The 16270-nt window shown below is 70.7% G+C and carries 16 protein-coding genes and 1 tRNA gene; 8 read left to right on the forward strand and 9 right to left on the reverse strand.

All coding sequences use genetic code 11. The features are described from left to right. Nucleotides 1-469, reverse strand: a 469-nt coding sequence (locus ACXVUM_RS00005) for a zinc-ribbon domain-containing protein (RefSeq protein ID WP_458519847.1), incomplete at its 3' end; no start/stop codon positions are given. Here ACXVUM_RS00005 and ACXVUM_RS00010 point away from each other — a divergent pair. After that, nucleotides 376-1344 carry an SURF1 family cytochrome oxidase biogenesis protein gene (locus ACXVUM_RS00010; RefSeq protein WP_458519848.1) on the forward strand — a complete coding sequence of 323 codons (969 nt, stop codon included), beginning with the start codon at nt 376-378 and terminating at the stop codon, nt 1342-1344. The genes ACXVUM_RS00005 and ACXVUM_RS00010 overlap by 94 nt on opposite strands. Here the strand turns inward: ACXVUM_RS00010 and ACXVUM_RS00015 are convergent. Further along, nucleotides 1322-2272 (reverse strand): cobalamin biosynthesis protein, encoded by a 951-nt coding sequence (locus tag ACXVUM_RS00015; RefSeq protein ID WP_458522733.1) that lies wholly within the window; start codon nt 2270-2272, stop codon nt 1322-1324. The genes ACXVUM_RS00010 and ACXVUM_RS00015 overlap by 23 nt on opposite strands. Before the next feature lie 68 nt (nt 2273-2340). Here ACXVUM_RS00015 and ACXVUM_RS00020 point away from each other — a divergent pair, with 68 nt between their 5' ends. Further along, a complete protein-coding gene (locus tag ACXVUM_RS00020; protein ID WP_458519849.1) occupies nt 2341-3219 on the forward strand; it encodes a spermidine synthase in 879 nt (292 codons plus the stop codon). Between the two features lie 10 nt (nt 3220-3229). Here the strand turns inward: ACXVUM_RS00020 and ACXVUM_RS00025 are convergent, their stop codons facing one another. Next, nucleotides 3230-4675, reverse strand: a complete 1446-nt coding sequence (locus ACXVUM_RS00025) for an acyl-CoA synthetase (protein ID WP_458519850.1) — start codon at nt 4673-4675, stop codon at nt 3230-3232. Nucleotides 4676-4732: 57 nt separating this feature from the next. Between ACXVUM_RS00025 and ACXVUM_RS00030 the strand changes: the two genes are divergently transcribed. Next, nucleotides 4733-5491 (forward strand): DUF429 domain-containing protein, encoded by a 759-nt coding sequence (locus tag ACXVUM_RS00030; RefSeq protein WP_458519851.1) that lies wholly within the window; start codon nt 4733-4735, stop codon nt 5489-5491. Between the two features lie 13 nt (nt 5492-5504). On the opposite strand, the gene ACXVUM_RS00035 is transcribed toward ACXVUM_RS00030, so the two are convergent. Continuing rightward, nucleotides 5505-6392, reverse strand: a complete 888-nt coding sequence (locus ACXVUM_RS00035; protein ID WP_458519852.1) for a YdcF family protein — start codon at nt 6390-6392, stop codon at nt 5505-5507. Nucleotides 6393-6608: 216 nt separating this feature from the next. Here ACXVUM_RS00035 and ACXVUM_RS00040 point away from each other — a divergent pair, with 216 nt between their 5' ends. Beyond that, the gene (locus ACXVUM_RS00040; RefSeq protein WP_458519853.1) at nt 6609-7607 is read left to right on the forward strand and encodes a helix-turn-helix transcriptional regulator; all 999 of its coding nucleotides are present in this window, start codon (nt 6609-6611) and stop codon (nt 7605-7607) included. A 49-nt stretch (nt 7608-7656) separates the two neighbouring features. Here the strand turns inward: ACXVUM_RS00040 and ACXVUM_RS00045 are convergent, their stop codons facing one another. The 5 genes from ACXVUM_RS00045 to ACXVUM_RS00065 all read right to left on the reverse strand — a co-directional run bounded on the left by ACXVUM_RS00045 (nt 7657) and on the right by ACXVUM_RS00065 (nt 10388). After that, complete coding sequence (locus ACXVUM_RS00045) at nt 7657-8511, reverse strand: SMP-30/gluconolactonase/LRE family protein (protein WP_458519854.1); 855 nt, start codon at nt 8509-8511, stop codon at nt 7657-7659. A 27-nt stretch (nt 8512-8538) separates the two neighbouring features. Then, nucleotides 8539-8611 (reverse strand) — tRNA-Val (locus ACXVUM_RS00050). 97 nt (nt 8612-8708) lie between these two features. Continuing rightward, entirely contained in the window at nt 8709-9209 is a 501-nt protein-coding gene (locus ACXVUM_RS00055) for a peroxiredoxin (RefSeq protein ID WP_458519855.1), read from the reverse strand. Next, on the reverse strand, nt 9206-9622 hold the full coding sequence (locus tag ACXVUM_RS00060; RefSeq protein WP_458519856.1) for a DUF3052 domain-containing protein: 417 nt from the start codon (nt 9620-9622) through the stop codon (nt 9206-9208). Before ACXVUM_RS00060 ends, ACXVUM_RS00055 begins: the two co-directional genes overlap by 4 nt. Nucleotides 9623-9776: 154 nt before the next feature. Beyond that, a complete protein-coding gene (locus ACXVUM_RS00065; protein ID WP_458519857.1) occupies nt 9777-10388 on the reverse strand; it encodes a hypothetical protein in 612 nt (203 codons plus the stop codon). A gap of 252 nt (nt 10389-10640) precedes the next feature. On the opposite strand from ACXVUM_RS00065, the gene aceE reads away from it, so the two are divergent. The 4 genes from aceE to acpM all read left to right on the forward strand — a co-directional run bounded on the left by aceE (nt 10641) and on the right by acpM (nt 16269). Beyond that, on the forward strand, nt 10641-13418 hold the full coding sequence (gene aceE / locus ACXVUM_RS00070) for a pyruvate dehydrogenase (acetyl-transferring), homodimeric type (RefSeq protein ID WP_458519858.1): 2778 nt from the start codon (nt 10641-10643) through the stop codon (nt 13416-13418). 51 nt (nt 13419-13469) lie between these two features. Beyond that, complete coding sequence (locus tag ACXVUM_RS00075; RefSeq protein ID WP_458519859.1) at nt 13470-14735, forward strand: PucR family transcriptional regulator; 1266 nt, start codon at nt 13470-13472, stop codon at nt 14733-14735. Between the two features lie 202 nt (nt 14736-14937). Continuing rightward, nucleotides 14938-15846 (forward strand): ACP S-malonyltransferase, encoded by a 909-nt coding sequence (locus ACXVUM_RS00080; RefSeq protein WP_458519860.1) that lies wholly within the window; start codon nt 14938-14940, stop codon nt 15844-15846. A 117-nt stretch (nt 15847-15963) separates the two neighbouring features. Beyond that, the gene (gene acpM, locus ACXVUM_RS00085; RefSeq protein WP_458519861.1) at nt 15964-16269 is read left to right on the forward strand and encodes a meromycolate extension acyl carrier protein AcpM; all 306 of its coding nucleotides are present in this window, start codon (nt 15964-15966) and stop codon (nt 16267-16269) included. Nucleotide 16270: the final 1 nt, after the last annotated feature.

Here is a 16270-nt window from a genome sequence, read left to right on the forward strand (position 1 = left end):
CGACCTCGCCGGTCCCGTCCTCGTCGACGACGTGGATGACCCGGGTGGGCAGGTGGAACCCGAGTGCCCGATGGCAGTGCAGGCACAGGGTGTTCTCGAAGGACAATTGCTGTCCGCAGTTGCGGCAGTTGAAGTCACGCACGGGGCGCTCCGTTTCCGGGTGGTCGCGAGGCCGGTCGGCGCGAACCGCCCGGGAGGACGCGCGCACGGAGCCGGTGGTCGACACGGGGACCTCGCCGTCGGCTCCAGCGGGTGTCCGCCGTCGACGTGCGACGGGTGTCGCGTCGAGCGTATCGGACACATGCGTGGTCACCGATGGGTCGCCTGCGTACCAGGCTGCAGCAGGCACGATGCACGCCCTAGTACCTTTGTGACATGCGGATCCTGCGCACCTTCGCACGCCCCGGGTGGGTGGCGCTCGCCCTTGTCGTGGTGGCGTTCGCGGGGGCGTGCTTCTGGGTGCTGGCACCGTGGCAGCTCGGCAAGAACTCGCGGACCGAACACCAGAACTCGCTGATCAAGAGTGCAGTGGCGCGCGACGCGGCCCCGATCGACAGCGTGTGGCCCGGGCGCGGGCCGTTCCCGCGGGACTCCGAGTGGCGCGAGGTGACCGTCACCGGCCGCTATCTGCCCGCCGACCAGGCCGTCGTCCGACTGCGGTCGGTGTCGGACGCACCCGCCTACGAGGTGCTCACCCCGTTCCGACTCGACGACGGCCGCGTCTTCGTCGTCAACCGCGGTTACGTCCGTCCGGTCCAGGGCACCGCCCTGCCCTCGGTGCCGTCCGCACCGGACGGCCCCACCACCCTCTCGGCCCGCCTGCGGGTCGGTGAGGGCACGTCGCCCGGGCGCGGACCCCGTGTCGAGGACGGCGCGCTGCAGGTCTACACGATCGACCCGGCGACGCTGGGCCGCGCGGTCGGACTCGACACCATGTCGGCCTATCTGCAGCTGTCACCGGACCAACCGGGCAGTCTCGGCGAACTGCCCATCCCCCAGCTCGACTCCGGGCCGTATCTGTCCTACGGACTGCAGTGGATCGCCTTCGGCGTGATGGCACCGCTCGGCCTCGGCTACTTCATCGTGGCGGAGGTCCGTCACCGTCGCGCCGCGAATGCGGCCGCGGCGGCCGCTGCGGCCGATGGCGCGGCGGCGGGTCCGCCGCCGCCTGCCCACCCCGACGGCATCGCTGCCCGCGCGCGGCGCCGTCGCGAGGACCTCGTCTCGGCGTCGTCGTCAGGACTCGGCAGCACCCGGGTCCGGGGTGGGATCGGCTTCGGGCCGCGCCGTGAGGAGACGGCGGGGTCTGCCCGTCAGAAACTCACCGACCGCTACGGCGACTGATCCCCTCACCGAGCACCACCGCCGCGCCGCACGCGAGCACCGCCACCACCGCCTGCACCCGGCGGGACAACACCACCGCACGCCGCAGATCGGTGATCGTCGGCGGCGGACCGTCACCCAGCCGCGGCCGGTCCTCGACCCCGTGCGGATAGACGGTGATCCCGCCCAACCCCGTACCGAGCGCACCGGCGAACGTCGCCTCGACGACGCCGGCGTTCGGACTGGGGTGGCCGGAGGCGTCGCGTCGCCAGGCGGCGACCGCGCCGCGGCGGTCCGGCCCGAGGGCGATCACCACGAGCCCGGTGACCCGCGCGGGGACGAGATTGGCCACGTCGTCGAGACGGGCCGACGCCCACCCGAACCGACGGTGCCGCGGCGACCGATACCCCACCATCGCGTCGAGGGTGTTGACCATCCGGTAACCCAGGGCACCGGGTGCCCCGGCGACCGCCGCCCACACCAGCGGCCCGACGGTCGCGTCGGAGGTGTTCTCGGCCAGCGATTCCACGGCCGCGCGGATCATGCCGGGGCCGTCCAGCGAGCGCGGGTCGCGACCACACAGACTCGGCACCAGGTCCCGGGCGCCGTCGAGGTCGTCGCGATCCACCCGGTCGCCCAGTTCCGCGACGACACCGGTCAGCGTGGTACCTCCCAGCGCCGCCCAGGTCGCGGCGGCGGTGGTCACCGCTGTGGTGACGGGCCCCGCGCGGTCGACCGCCGCGGCGACCGCGACCACGCCACCGACACAGATCCCGGTGTAGGCCACACCCGCGGCACGACGATCGGCGTAGATGCGCCGCTCGACGGCCGCCGCGACGGTGCCCATCCCGGCGACAGGGTGCCACCGGGCCGGGTCGCCGAACGCGCGATCGGCGGCCACGCCGAGCGCGATGCCGACCGCCCGGGCGGTACCGCGTCGTCCTCGGATCACGGCGACCAGCCTGCCAGGCGGGACCGCACCACCCGGCATCGTGTGTCTCGTGGCAGGGTCACCGCATGGCCCGTCACCGATCCGGGCGGCGTCCCGCCGCGGGTGCCGCGCCGTCCGACGACGTGGCGGGGACGTTCACCATCGACACCGGGACCGCGGTCATCACCACCGACGCCGACGGGCAGGGGTGGCTGCTCGAGGTCAACGGTGTCCAGAGTTCCCACCTCGCCGTGGATCCCACCCGCTTGGACTTCGAGTACATGCGCTGGATCGCCGCGATCGTCTCCGATCGGTTCGACCCCACCGGCCCGCTGCGCTCTCTGCATCTCGGCGCCGCCGGATGCGCGCTCCCGCGGTACCTCGCGGCGGTCGCACCGCAGTCGCGGCACGTCGCGGTCGAGATCGACGGCGCACTGGCCGATCTCGTGCGAACCCGCTTCCCGATCCCCCGCGCCCCCGTCGTCCGGCTGCGTGTGGGCGACGCCCGCGCCGTGACCGAGTCGCTCACCGCCGACAGTCGTGATCTCGTCGTCGTCGACGTGTTCGCCGGTGCGCGGACACCCGCACATCTCACGACCACCGAGTTCTTCGACGCGGTGCACGCGGTCCTGCGCCCCGGCGGCACCGTCGTGATGAACGTCGCCGACACCCGGGACCTGTCCTACGCCCGACGTCAGATCGCCACCGTCGCCGACCGTTTCGCCCATCTGCTGGTGGTAGCGGATCCCGCGATGCTCAAGGGCCGCCGCTACGGCAACATCGTCGTGGCCGCGTCCGACGAGCCGATCGAGGCCTCCCCTGCCCTCGTCCGTGCCCTCCTCGTCGATGCGGTGCCCGCCTCGGTCCGCGACGACGACGCCGTGCGGACGTTCCTCGGCGGCGCGAAGCCCTTCACCGACGACGATCCGCCCGGTGATCGCGCGACTCCGCTCATCGGCATCTGATCCCGGCCGGTCAGGGCGCGTCGAGCAACGCCTTCTTGCGCACCTTGCCCATGGCGTTGCGGGGCAGCTCGGCGACGAAACGAACCTCCCGCGGACGCTTGTGCGACGAGAGCTGTTCGGCGACATGGGCGATCAGCGTTTCGGCGAGATCATCCCCGGCGTCGTGTCCGGAGGCCGGGACGACGACGGCGACGATCCGTTGGCCGAGATCCTCGTCCGGGGCACCGACCACCGCAACCTCCGCGACCGCGGGGTGGTCGAGCAGAGAGCTCTCGATCTCACCCGCACCGACCCGGAACCCGCCGGACTTGATGAGGTCGGTCGACATGCGGCCGACGATGCGGTGCATGCCGTCGGGTCCGATGACCGCCGCGTCGCCGGTGGCGAACCACCCGTCGTCCGACCACGACTCGGCTGTCGCCTCGGGACGGTCGTGGTACCCCGACGACAGCATCGGGCCGCGGACGAGCAGTTCGCCGACCGCCTCCCCGTCGTGGGGCAGTTCGTCCTCGCCGCCGCTGCCGTCGTCGTCGGCCGGGCGCAGACGCGTCTCGACACCGTCGAGCGGGAGTCCGACCCACCCGGCGCGCCGCTCGCCGTCGACCCGCGAACTCAGGGTGATGAGGGTCTCGGTGCTGCCGTAACGCTCGACGATCTCGTGCCCCGTGAGGGCCGCGATCCGGGTGAAGACGCTCTCGGGCAACGGTGCACTGCCCGACACGAGCAGCCGCGCCGCGGACAACTGCCGGGCGCTCTGCTCGTCGGCGGCGACCCGCGACCAGACGGTCGGGACCCCGAAGTACATCGATCCCTGCGTCGCGGCGTAGGCCTCAGGCGTCGGCCTGCCGGTGTGGACGAGACGTCCGCCGACCCGCAGTGGTCCGAGGACACCGAGGATCAGCCCGTGGACGTGGAACAGCGGAAGTCCGTGGACGAGGACGTCCGCGCCGGTCCACTGCCATGCCGCGGCGAGGGCGTCGAGCCCTGCTGCGATCGACCCGTGGGTGGAGACAACGCCTTTCGGCGCGCCGGTGGTGCCGGAGGTGTAGAGGATCATCGCCGGATGGCCGGCCGGCGGGACCGGATGCGCATGCCACGACCGTGCGTACAGACGGACCGGGAGGTGCGGCAGGCCGCCGTCGTCGGCGGGCGGCGGACCGAACCATGCCTGCGCACCCGAGTCGGAGAGGATGTGTCGGCGTTCGGCGGCGCCCGAGTCCGGCGGCACGGGAACCACCACGACCCCTGCGAGCAGCGAGGCGACCACGGCGACGACAGTCGCCATCGACGGAGTCGCCTCGACCGCGACGACGCGGACGCCGCCGAGTCGCTCGGACGCGGCGACCGCCGCACCGGCGACGTCTGCGCGGGAGAAGTGGATGCCGTCGACCACGACGGTGTCGGGGACGTCGGGTGACGCGGCGATCGCGGTCGGGGTGAGCAGCGGGAGCAGCACCGCCCCACTCTCGCACAGACGTCGAGGGGCCCAGCGGTCGCGACTACCGTCGTGACCGTGCGCACCCTGGGAGTCGACCTCGCGGCCGAACCGGCGAAGACCGCTCTGGCCGTGCTGCGGTGGCGGTCCGGACACGCCGAGGTCGAGCGCATCACCCTCGGGGCGACGGACGCCGACATCGTCGCCGCCGCCGTCGGATGCGACCGGGTCGGGATCGACGCCCCGTTCGGCTGGCCGGAACAGTTCGTCCGATTCGTCGTCGCCCACCATGCCCTGGGCGACCCCGCCGACCTCACCGACGACCGCGACCTGCCCGCGGCGTCCGACACCAGAAGCGCTCGTGCAGGACTGGTTCGTCGGGCCACCGACGAAGCGGTCCGCGACAGGACGGGCCTCATCCCGCTGAGCGTGTCGGCCGACCTGATCGCCCACGTGGCGATGCGCTGCGTCGGACTGCTGCGCGCCCTTAAGGTCACCGACCGCGTCAACGGCCCCGTGGTCGAGGCCTATCCGGCTGCGGCCCTGCGCGTCTGGGACCTGGGTCACCGTGGCTACAAGGGACCCGCGAAGTCCGAGATCCTCGATCGCCTCGTCGATCAGGTGCAGGCGACCGCCCCGTGGTTGCAGCTCGGAGGCTCCGAGGCGGCCGTGCGGGGCAGCGACGACGTCTTCGACGCCGTCATCGCCGCCTGCATCGCGCGTGCCGCCGCGGTGGGCCGCACGCACCTGCCCGACCCCGATGTCGCCGACCTCGCCCGCCGCGAGGGCTGGATCCACCTGCCGTCGACGGACCTCGTCGGACTCGTCGCCGGGTGACGGCGACGGCCGATCACCGTCGCGCGGGGATCCCGGCGGTCCGTGTCACGTCGAGGTAGATACCGCGCTGCGCAGGCCGCAGCGGCGGGATCAACTCCGGCAGCCAGCCCTGGAACTGGGTCGTCGCACCGACGACGGGCAGCCCCGCCATGGTGAAGTCGGCGACCGCCCTCCGGAGATGGTTGGCACTGGAGACGAGGATCGCGTTGCCCAACCCGCGCGACCGGGCGACCGAGGCGGAGTTGATGGCGTTCTGCACCGTCGACCCGGACCTGTCCTCGGCGACGATGCGGGAGGCGGGGATCCCGCGGCTGATCAACCAGTTCCGCATCGCGGCGGCCTCGGTGACCCCGGCGTGCGGCGCTCCGCCGCTGACGATGATCGTCGACGACGGGGCGGCGACCGCCTGCAGCCACGCCGCCTGCATACGAGCGTTCAACTCGTCGCGCATCGAGCCGTCGGGCAGCAATCCGTACCCGAGCACGACGATCGCGGTCTGCGGTCCGATGATCCCGGGCAGCGGGTTGGGGATGGTGCCGACGCCGGCGCCGATCGCGCCGAACATCCGGCCGACCGTGCCCGCCATCGCCGGGGACACCGCCCCGAGCCGGTTGAGCGCGTTCTGGCGGGTGATGAGGTCGAGGGTGTAGTCGGACCAGACGGCCTGCAGAGCGAGCGCCTGCGCGTCGTTCGGCGCGACCCGCAACAGCGCACCGAGGTCCCCGAGCCCGCCCGGGACGTCACCGTTGGTGAACTTGGCCTGGGCGGAGTTGAAGAGGGTCGTGGTCGCGGGTGCCGCGGTCGCCGGTGCGGCGAGACCGGCCTGCAGGGCACCCACCCCGCTGATCGCGAGCACAGCGCTCAAAGCGGCGACGAACCGCCGGACACGCAGCACCGACATGAGGGCCCTCCCTGTTACGTCTGAGACAGGACGACGTTAACGAGGCGACTGCGGCCGGTGAGCACAGATGGGGCACGGAACGATCTCGAGACGGTCACCGATCGGCGTGTCGCACCGACGGCGTCGCGTGTCCGTCCGAGAGCGCGGGCGACGGCCCACCGATGCGCCGGTCAACGCGGACTGTTCCTGACCGTGTTCGGTACCAGGATGACTGCCATGCCCATCGAGTCCTCCGCACGACTGCTGTCCCTGCTGTCGCTGCTGCAGATGCGCCAGGAGTGGTCCGGAACCGACCTCGCCGAGCGGCTCGCCGTCACCACCCGCACGGTGCGTCGCGACGTCGACCGATTGCGCACGCTGGGATACCCGGTCGACGCGACCGTCGGCGTCGGCGGCGGGTACCGGCTCGGCGCCGGGGCCGAGATGCCCCCGCTGCTCCTCGACGACGCCGAGGTCCTCGCCGTCGCCGTCGCACTGCAGTCGGGCGCGACAGGATCGGTGACGGGCCTCGACGACGCGACCGCCGGCGCACTCTCCAAGTTGCGTCAGGTGATGCCGTCCCGACTGCGGCACCGGCTCGACGCGCTGACGGTGGAGACCGTCGACAGGCCCGCACCGCGGTCGTCGGTCGACGCGGCGACGCTGTCGGACGTCGCGCTGGCCTGCCATCGCCGCGAGCGACTGCGTTTCGACTACAGCGCCCGATCGGGCGACGAGACGCGACGCGAGTGCGAGCCCTACCGTCTCGTGCGCAACGGGGCACGCTGGTATCTGCTGGCCTGGGACATCGGCCGCGACGACTGGCGGACCTTCCGCGTCGACCGGATGACGCCGAAGACCCCGACGGGGCCGCGCTTCCCGCCGCGTGAACTCCCCGAGGGCGGCGCGGCGGCGTTCGTCGCCGCCAGCATCGGCGCGGCGATGCGATCGGTGAACGCCCGGGTGCGGATCCACGCACCGGTGCAGACGGTGGCGGCCATGGTTCACCCCGACTGGGGCATCGTCGAGGCCGGCGACGAGACCAGTTGCGAGATCGCGTTGTTCGGGTCCTCGCTGGAGTCGATCGCATGGTGGCTGCACCGGTTCGACGCAGATTTCACGATCATCGAGCCGTCGTCGCTGCGCGAGCTGTGCCTCGATCAGGCGCGCGACCACGACCACATCGCCGACCGCTACCGGACGGCCGCAACCGACGGTGCGAGCTCCGGTACATGACACCCTCGGCGCCGGCGAGCAGGTCGCACACCGGCGGTGTACGCCGCGCTCAGCGCACTGCCGGAGCAGGTACGGCGACGGTCGTCACCGATCCGAGAGCGGTGGTGACGACGACCTGCCCGCCCGAACGCTTCGCACTCGTCGCACCGAGCATCGGACCACCGAACGGCACGACGGACCGATCGGAGAGATCGACGACGCTGATCTGCCCCACGTTCGTCGCGGCGACGATCCGTCCGTCGGGCAGGAAGTCGAAGTCGTCGAGGCTCGGGATCGTCCGCGCCGCAGGACTGGTCGCGCCGTCGCCCGGGTCGACCCGGGTGATCTCACCGGTGACGCTCGAACCGACGTAGGCCATCCCGTCCGGGCCGACCGCGAGCCCGTTGGGTGTGGTGATCGCGTCGGTCAGCAGCCGACGAGCCCCGGTTCCGGGGTCGATCAGCTGGAGCCCGGCGCCGCGACCGGCGGTCACGGTCACGACGAGTCGACCGTCCGGGAGTCGCGCCAGTCCGTTCGTCTCGCCGAGCCCCGAGGCGACCGTCCGTTGCGCACCGGTGCGGAGATCGACCGCCACGACGCCGCCGGCGTCGGTGAACACAGACACCGGGGTGTCCCCCACGACCGCGTACAGCGTCGTGCCGTCGACCACCAACCCACCGGGGTTCGGCAGACGGCGCAGCGTCGTGAACGCCCCGCCACCCGGCGGGCGTCGCAGGACCGCGCTCCCGGTCAGGTCCGAGACGTAGACGCTTCCGTCGGGTCCGGTGGCCGAGTTCTCGGCCCACCCACCGATGGTCGTGGTCCGGGGAACCGACGGGGCCGCGACCGCGGTGGCCACACCGGATGTCAGGACGAGCGACACCATCGCCGACGTCAGCAGAACTCGGACAGGCAGACGTTTCACATCGCAGACCATGTCAGACGAACGAGGTGCGCGCAGAGGGATTTGAACCCCCGACCGCTGGTGTGTAAGACCAGAGCTCTGACCGCTGAGCTATACGCGCGTCACGCGGGAGGAGTGTCCCGCGCCGAGGAACGAATGTAGTGGTCGGAGCGCGGTCGCGGGAAATCGTCGTCGCGAGATCCCTGCGGCGACCGTGCTCAGTTGTCGAGGTGTTCGTGCACCGCGGTCCACACCGAGTCGTCGCGCATCTCGCCCGGTCCCACCATCTGCGAGTACGTGACGACACCGTCGAGCCCGATGACGAAGGTCCCCCGGTTGGCGTAGCCGCTGCGGGGGTTGAACACCCCGTACTCCATCGCCGTGGCGCCGTGCGGCCAGAAGTCGGAGAGGATCGGGAACAGGAATCCCTGCAGTGACGACCACACCTTGTGGGTCGGCGGCGGACCCACCGAGACCGCCAGCAGCGCCGAGTGGTCGGACTCGAACTCGGGCAGGTGATCACGCAGGTAGCCGAGTTCGCCCTCGCAGGTCCCGGTGAAGGCGAGCGGGAAGAAGACGACGACCACACGCTTGCTGTCGCGGAACGACGACAGCGACACACACTGGTTGTTCTGGTCGCGCAGGCTGAAATCCGGGGCGCGGGTGCCGGGCTCGATCGGACCCGACGGGAGCGTGCTCTGATCGCTCGACACGGTCATCGGCGGGGGGCACGAGCCTTCGGCTGCACCAGGCGCGACCCCGACCACTCGCCGAGGTTCATCGCCGAGGTCTGCGTCAGGCCCGCCGTCGGCGCGGCCTCCGAGATCTCCGCCGGGTCGACGTAGCCGTCGTTGCCCGTCTTCGGGGAGAACACCCAGACATAACCGTCGTCTGCGAGGGGGCCGATCGCGTCCATCAGGGCGTCGACCAGATCTCCGTCGGACTCACGCCACCAGAGGATGACGACGTCCATGACCTCGTCGGAGTCCTCGTCGAGCAACTCCCCGCCGATGGTCTCCTCGATGTCGACGCGCAGCTCGTCGTCGGTGTCGTCGTCCCAACCGAGTTCCTGGACCACCATGCCCGAGCTGAACCCGAGCGCTTCGGCGCGATTACCGTGCGCGGCAACCACCGCGGGGGACCTCCTATGTCTGCGACTGTTCGAACGCCCGCCGGACGCGCGGTCCAGGGGGTGTGACCAGACAACAGTGTGTCCGGCCAAGTTGCAAGCCGGGACACGATGCCGGACGGCCGAGATCCGAGGCGGACCGGCGGGGTCGGGGGCCTCAGCGCGGGCTGGTCGGCGGGGCCGACGACGGCGCGCCGCTCGACGGGGCACCCGCGGCGCTCGGCGCCGGCGAGTCGAACGCGCGGCACGCCGCGAGGACGTCGTCGCGGGCGCCCCGGAACGCACTCGACGCCCCGTTCAGGTCGTCACGACCCTTCGCGCGGATCACCGCGGCCAGGGCACCGGCCCGATCGGCGAGGCGGGTCGCGGCACCCCGGATCGCGTCGCCGGTCGCCGGGGCCAGGGCGGCACGTACGGACGCGGCGCCGCGATCCAGGGCCGCGATCGCCGCCAGATCCGCACCTTTGAGAGCCCCGTAGGCCTGGGTCGCGTTGAGTGAGGTCACGAACGGGTTGTAGGCGGCGAGCATCGCGGCCGAGGCCGAGGTCGCGGTCGAGCACGCCGCATAGTCGGCCGCGGTGCGATCGTCGCGGGCTGACGCCGACGCCGAGGCCGACATCTCGGCCCGGTACGCGCCGAGATCGGCTGCGTCGACCCGAGCGGTCCCGCTGACGTCGTCGGCGCATCCGACGGCGCCGAACGCCAGCGCCGCGAGGACGGCCGCGACGACGAGACGCGTGGACGGGCGCAGGCGGACGGCGGTCGACACGGTGCGCATCCTGCCCCAGCGCCCGCCACGGCGACAAGACGAACCATCCCATCGGACGACCATGACGAATACCACGCCGCCCGACACGGGGGAACGTGTGCCGGGCCGCGTCACATACGGCACGATTGGTGACGCACCTCGCTCGGGCCCACCGGTCCGTCCGCGGGGTCGAACGAGGTCGGCGCACCCTGCCGGCCGTACGCACCACGACCGGCACAACACCGCCGTGAGGACACGAGGAGCCCACCACCAGTGACACAGCAGATCAGCCCGGCGTCGTCGACCTCCGGCACCGACCGGGTCCGGGTCATCCGGGAGGGGGTCGCCTCCTATCTCCCGGACATCGACCCGCAGGAGACCGACGAGTGGCTGGCGTCCTTCGACGGCCTGCTCGAGAACGCCGGCCCGGCCCGGGCGCGCTACCTGCTGCTGCGGATGCTGGAGCGCGCGGGCGAGCGCCGTGTCTCGCTCCCCGCCCTCACCTCCACCGACTACGTCAACACCATCCCCACCGAGAGCGAGCCGTGGTTCCCCGGTGACGAGGAGGTCGAGCGCCGGTTCCGCGCGTTCATCCGGTGGAACGCGGCGATCATGGTCCACCGGGCACAGCGCCCGGGTGTCGGTGTCGGCGGCCACATCTCGACCTACGCGTCGTCCGCGGCGCTCTACGAGGTCGGTTTCAACCACTTCTTCCGCGGCCAGGACCACTCCGGCGGCGGCGACCAGATCTTCATCCAGGGGCACGCCTCCCCCGGCATCTACGCGCGGGCGTTCCTCGAGGGACGTATCGACGAGGCCCGGATGGACGGGTTCCGTCAGGAGTACAGCCACGCCGGTGAGGGCGGCGGCCTCCCGTCGTACCCGCACCCGCGGTTGATGCCGGACTTCTGGCAGTTCCCCACGGTCTCGATGGGCCTGGGCCCGATGAACGCGATCTACCAGGCCCGGTTCAACCACTACCTGCACGACCGCGGCATCACCGACACCTCCGACCAGCACGTGTGGGCGTTCCTGGGCGACGGCGAGATGGACGAGCCGGAATCACGTGGCCTGGCCCACGTGGCGGCGACGGAGGGGCTGGACAACCTGACCTTCGTCGTCAACTGCAACCTGCAGCGCCTCGACGGACCGGTGCGCGGCAACGGCAAGATCATCCAGGAGCTCGAGTCGTTCTTCCGCGGCGCCGGCTGGAACGTCATCAAGGTGGTGTGGGGTCGCGAGTGGGACGCGCTGCTGCACGGCGACCGCGACGGCGCACTGGTCAACCTCATGAACAGCACGCCCGACGGTGACTTCCAGACCTACAAGGCCAACGACGGCGCGTTCGTCCGTGAGCACTTCTTCGGACGCGACCCGCGCACCAAGGAACTGGTCAAGAACCTCTCCGACGAGCAGATCTGGAACCTCAAGCGCGGCGGACACGACTACCGCAAGGTGCACGCCGCCTACGCCTCGGCGATGTCGCACAAGGGCCAGCCGACCGTGATCCTGGCCCACACGATCAAGGGCTACACCCTCGGCAAGCACTTCGAGGGACGCAACGCGACCCACCAGATGAAGAAGCTGACGCTGGAGGACCTCAAGGACTTCCGCGACTCGACGCGGATCCCGATCAGCGACGCCGAGCTGGAGAAGGACCCGTACCTGCCGCCGTACTACCACCCGGGGATGGACTCGCCGGAGATCCAGTACATGCTCGACCGGCGCAAGACGCTCGGTGGCTTCCTGCCCCGCCGTCGCACCACGAGCAAGACGCTGACCGTCGACCCGAAGCCGATCGTGAAGACCGCGGCCAAGGGCTCGGGCAAGCAGCAGGTCGCCACCACCATGGCGTTGGTCCGCATCTTCAAGGAGCTGATGCGGGACAAGGAGGTCGGCAAGCGTGTGGTGCCGATCATCCCCGACGAGGCGCGCACCTTCGGCATGGACTCGTGGTTCCCGTCGCTGAAGATCTACAACCGCAACGGCCAGCTCTACACCTCGGTCGACGCCGACCTGATGCTCGCCTACAAGGAGAGCGAGGTCGGCCAGATCCTGCACGAGGGGATCAACGAGGCGGGTTCCACGGCGTCGTTCACCGCGGTCGGCACGTCCTACGCCACCCACGACGAGCCGATGATCCCGCTCTACATCTTCTACTCGATGTTCGGGTTCCAGCGGACCGGCGACGGGCTGTGGGCCGCGGCCGACCAGATGGCGCGCGGATTCGTGTTGGGGGCCACCGCCGGACGGACGACGCTGACGGGTGAGGGTCTCCAGCACGCCGACGGGCACTCGCTGTTGTTGGCGGCGTCCAACCCGGCCGTCGCCGCGTACGACCCGGCCTACGCCTACGAGATCGCGCACATCGTGGTCGACGGGCTCCGTCGGATGTACGGCGAGGACCCGGAGAACATCTACTACTACATCACCGTCTACAACGAGCCGATCGTGCAGCCGGCGCAGCCCGACGACCTCGACGTGACCGGTGTGCTGAAGGGCATCTACCGCTGCCACCCGGCGGCGTCGGAGAAGCAGTACCCGGCCAACATCCTCGTCTCGGGCGTCACCATGTCCGACGCGGTCCGTGCGCAGGAGATGCTGGCCGAGGAGTGGGATGTCGCGGCCGACGTGTGGTCGGTGACGTCGTGGAACGAACTCGCGCGCGACGGTGTCGACCACGAGCGTGCCGCCCTGCGCGACCCGTCGGGCGAACACGGCCAGCCGTATCTGACCGAGGCTCTCGCGTCGTCGCAGGGGCCGTTCGTCGCCGTCAGCGACTTCATGCGCGCGGTGCCCGAGCAGATCCGCGCCTGGGTGCCCGGCACCTACCTCACGCTCGGGACCGACGGCTTCGGGTTCTCCGACACCCGGCCCGCGGCGCGACGGTTCTTCAACGTCGACGGTGAGTCGATCGTCGTGGCCACACTGCTGGCGTTGGCCCGGGAGGGTCACATCGAGCACTCGGTGGCGGCGAAGGCGGCCGAGAAGTACGCGATCACCGACGTGCTCGCGGCGCCGGAGCAGACGAGCGATCCCGGGGTCGCATGACCCTCGGGTGATCGGGGGCTCGCCACCGGCACGACGATCTAGGGTGTGCTGGTGAGCGAGACCTCGGCGACGTCGACAGACCATCCCCCCGGCGACCCGCTCAGCGCACAGGGTGCCCGCGTACCCGCACCGGCCGACGTGCACGCCGCGTTGCCGGACACCCTGTTGCGGCGGGTCAAGCAGTACAGCGGCCGGTTGGCCACCGAGGCGGTGCACTCGATGACCGACCAGCTGCCGTACTTCCAGGACCTCGAGGCGCAGCAGCGCGCGTCGGTGCAGCTCGTGGTGCAGACCGCGGTCGTGAACTTCGTCGAGTGGCTGCAGGACCCCGAGGGGAACCTGAAGTTCACGGTGCAGGCCTTCCAGGCGGTGCCCCAGGATCTGGCCCGACGCATCACGCTGCTGCAGTCGGTCGAGATGGTCCGGGTGGCCATGGAGTTCTTCGAGAAGTGGCTGCCGCTGCTCGCACGCAACGACGCGCAGCTGCGCGCGCTGACCGAGGCGGTCCTGCGCTACGGGCGCGAGATCGGGTTCGCCGCGGCAGCGATCTATGCCTCGGCGGCGGAGTCCCGGGGCGCCTGGGACTCCCGGCTCGAGGCGCTCGTCGTGGACGCGGTGGTCCGCGGCGACACCGGACCCACGCTCCTGTCTCGGGCGGCGGCCCTCAACTGGGACGCCGATGCGACCGCGACCGTGGTCGTCGGATATCCGCCGCCGGAACAGAACGTGTCCGTGCCCCTCGCGATCCACACGACCGCCCGCAAACACGACAGGGCCGCGCTCTCGGTGGTGCAGGGCACCCTCCTCGTCGCGATCGTCAGCGGCGACATGGCGTCGGGCCAGGACTTCGTGCAGGAACTGCTGACACATTTCGCGGAGGGGCCGGTGGTGATCGGCCACACGACGCCCAACCTGGGGGCGGCGCACGGGTCGGCGGCCGAGGCGCTCGCGGGGATGGAGGCGGTCGCGGGGTGGCCCGGCGCACCGCGTCCCGTGCACAGCTGGGAACTGCTGCCCGAGCGTGCGTTGCTCGGTGACGCCGCCGCGGTGCGGACACTGAACGATTTCCTGGTAACGCCACTGGCCAAAGGAGGCGACACACTCACCAGCACCCTGGATGCGTACCTGGACTCCGGGGGGTCGGTCGAGTCGTGCGCTCGTGAACTGTTCGTTCACCCGAATACTGTCAGATATCGACTAAAACGGATCGCCGAGGTGACCGGGCGGGACCCCACCAACCCCCGCGACGGGTACGTCCTCCGAGTGGCCGCAACGGTCGGTCGGCTAGCACGGGACCGACACAGAACATTGACTTGAGCACCACTGTTCACACGAGTCACAGATCGGTGGAGCTTTTCCTATCGATGCGCGATCAGCGCTGTTCTATATCACGAGTTGCGATGCGGTGACGAACCGGACACGCGCCGACAGTCCTTTGTCAGATCCCTACAAATAGGGGCGCGAAGGTTCATCCACTCCGACACCCACACGGAACGGGTTCAGGGTGTTCTGTTGTCACGTGCTCACGTTGCTCGCGCCCGGACAGGGCTCGCAGACCCCGGGAATGCTCGAGTCCTGGCTCGAACTGGCCGGTGCGGCCGACCAGGTCGCCACGTGGTCCAAGTCGACCGGCCTCGATCTCACCCGCCTCGGGACGACGGCGACCGCCGAGGAGATCACCGACACCGCCGTGACCCAACCGCTCGTCGTCGTCGCGGCACTGCTCGCCCACGACGAGCTGGCCCAGCGGAGCACGCTGCCCCCGGACATGGTCGTCGCCGGTCACTCGGTCGGTGAGCTCGCGGCCGCTGCCATCGCCGGTGTCATCACCCGCGACGAGGCCGTCTCGCTCGCCGCGATCCGTGGACGCGAGATGGCGAAGGCCTGCGCTCTGGAGCCCACCACGATGGCCGCCGTGCTCGGTGGCGACGAGGAGCAGGTCCTCGCACGTCTGGCCGAACTCGACCTGGTGCCGGCCAACCGCAACGCGGCCGGACAGATCGTCGCCGCCGGTCGCGTCGAGGCCATCGACGCACTGCTGTCCGACCCGCCGGAGAAGGCGCGGACCCGTAAGCTGTCCGTGGCGGGGGCCTTCCACACGCACTTCATGGCGCCGGCGCAGGAAGCCGTCGCGGCCGCCGCCGCGTCGATCACTCCGCAAGAGCCCACCGCAGTGCTCCTCTCGAACTTCGACGGTCGGCCGGTGTCGTCCGGCCGCGAAGCCCTCCAGCGCATCGTCGCGCAGGTCACCAACCCGGTTCGCTGGGATCTGTGCTCGGCCACCATGCGCGAGATGGGCGCCACCGCGCTCGTCGAGCTCCCGCCGGCCGGCACGTTGACCGGGATCGCCAAACGTGAGCTCAAGGGTGTGCCGACGCGGGCCTGCAAGACCCCGGACGATCTGGACGGGGCCACAGAACTTGGATAGCGGTCCTCGCGCCTGCGAGGACCCCCGGAAGGCGTGACACGCCAGTCCAAACGATGCGAGCGTGCATCGCTCCGGAACACGAGCACCACATGACGACACGAAGAAGGGAGCCACGCAGTGGCGACTCAGGAAGAACTCATCGCCGGGATCGCGGAGATCATCGAAGAGGTCACCGGTATTGAGCCCTCTGAGGTCACGATCGACAAGTCCTTCGTGGACGACCTCGACATCGACTCGCTGTCGATGGTCGAGATCGCGGTCCAGACCGAGGACAAGTACGGCGTGAAGATCCCCGACGAAGACCTGGCCGGACTCCGCACCGTCGGTGACGCGGTGGCCTACATCCAGAAGCTGGAGGCCGAGAACCCCGAGGCCGCGGCGGCCATCCAGGCACAGGTGGAAGCAAGCAAGAAGGCTGAGTGAC

This window comes from Williamsia sp. SKLECPSW1, assembly GCF_054332755.1.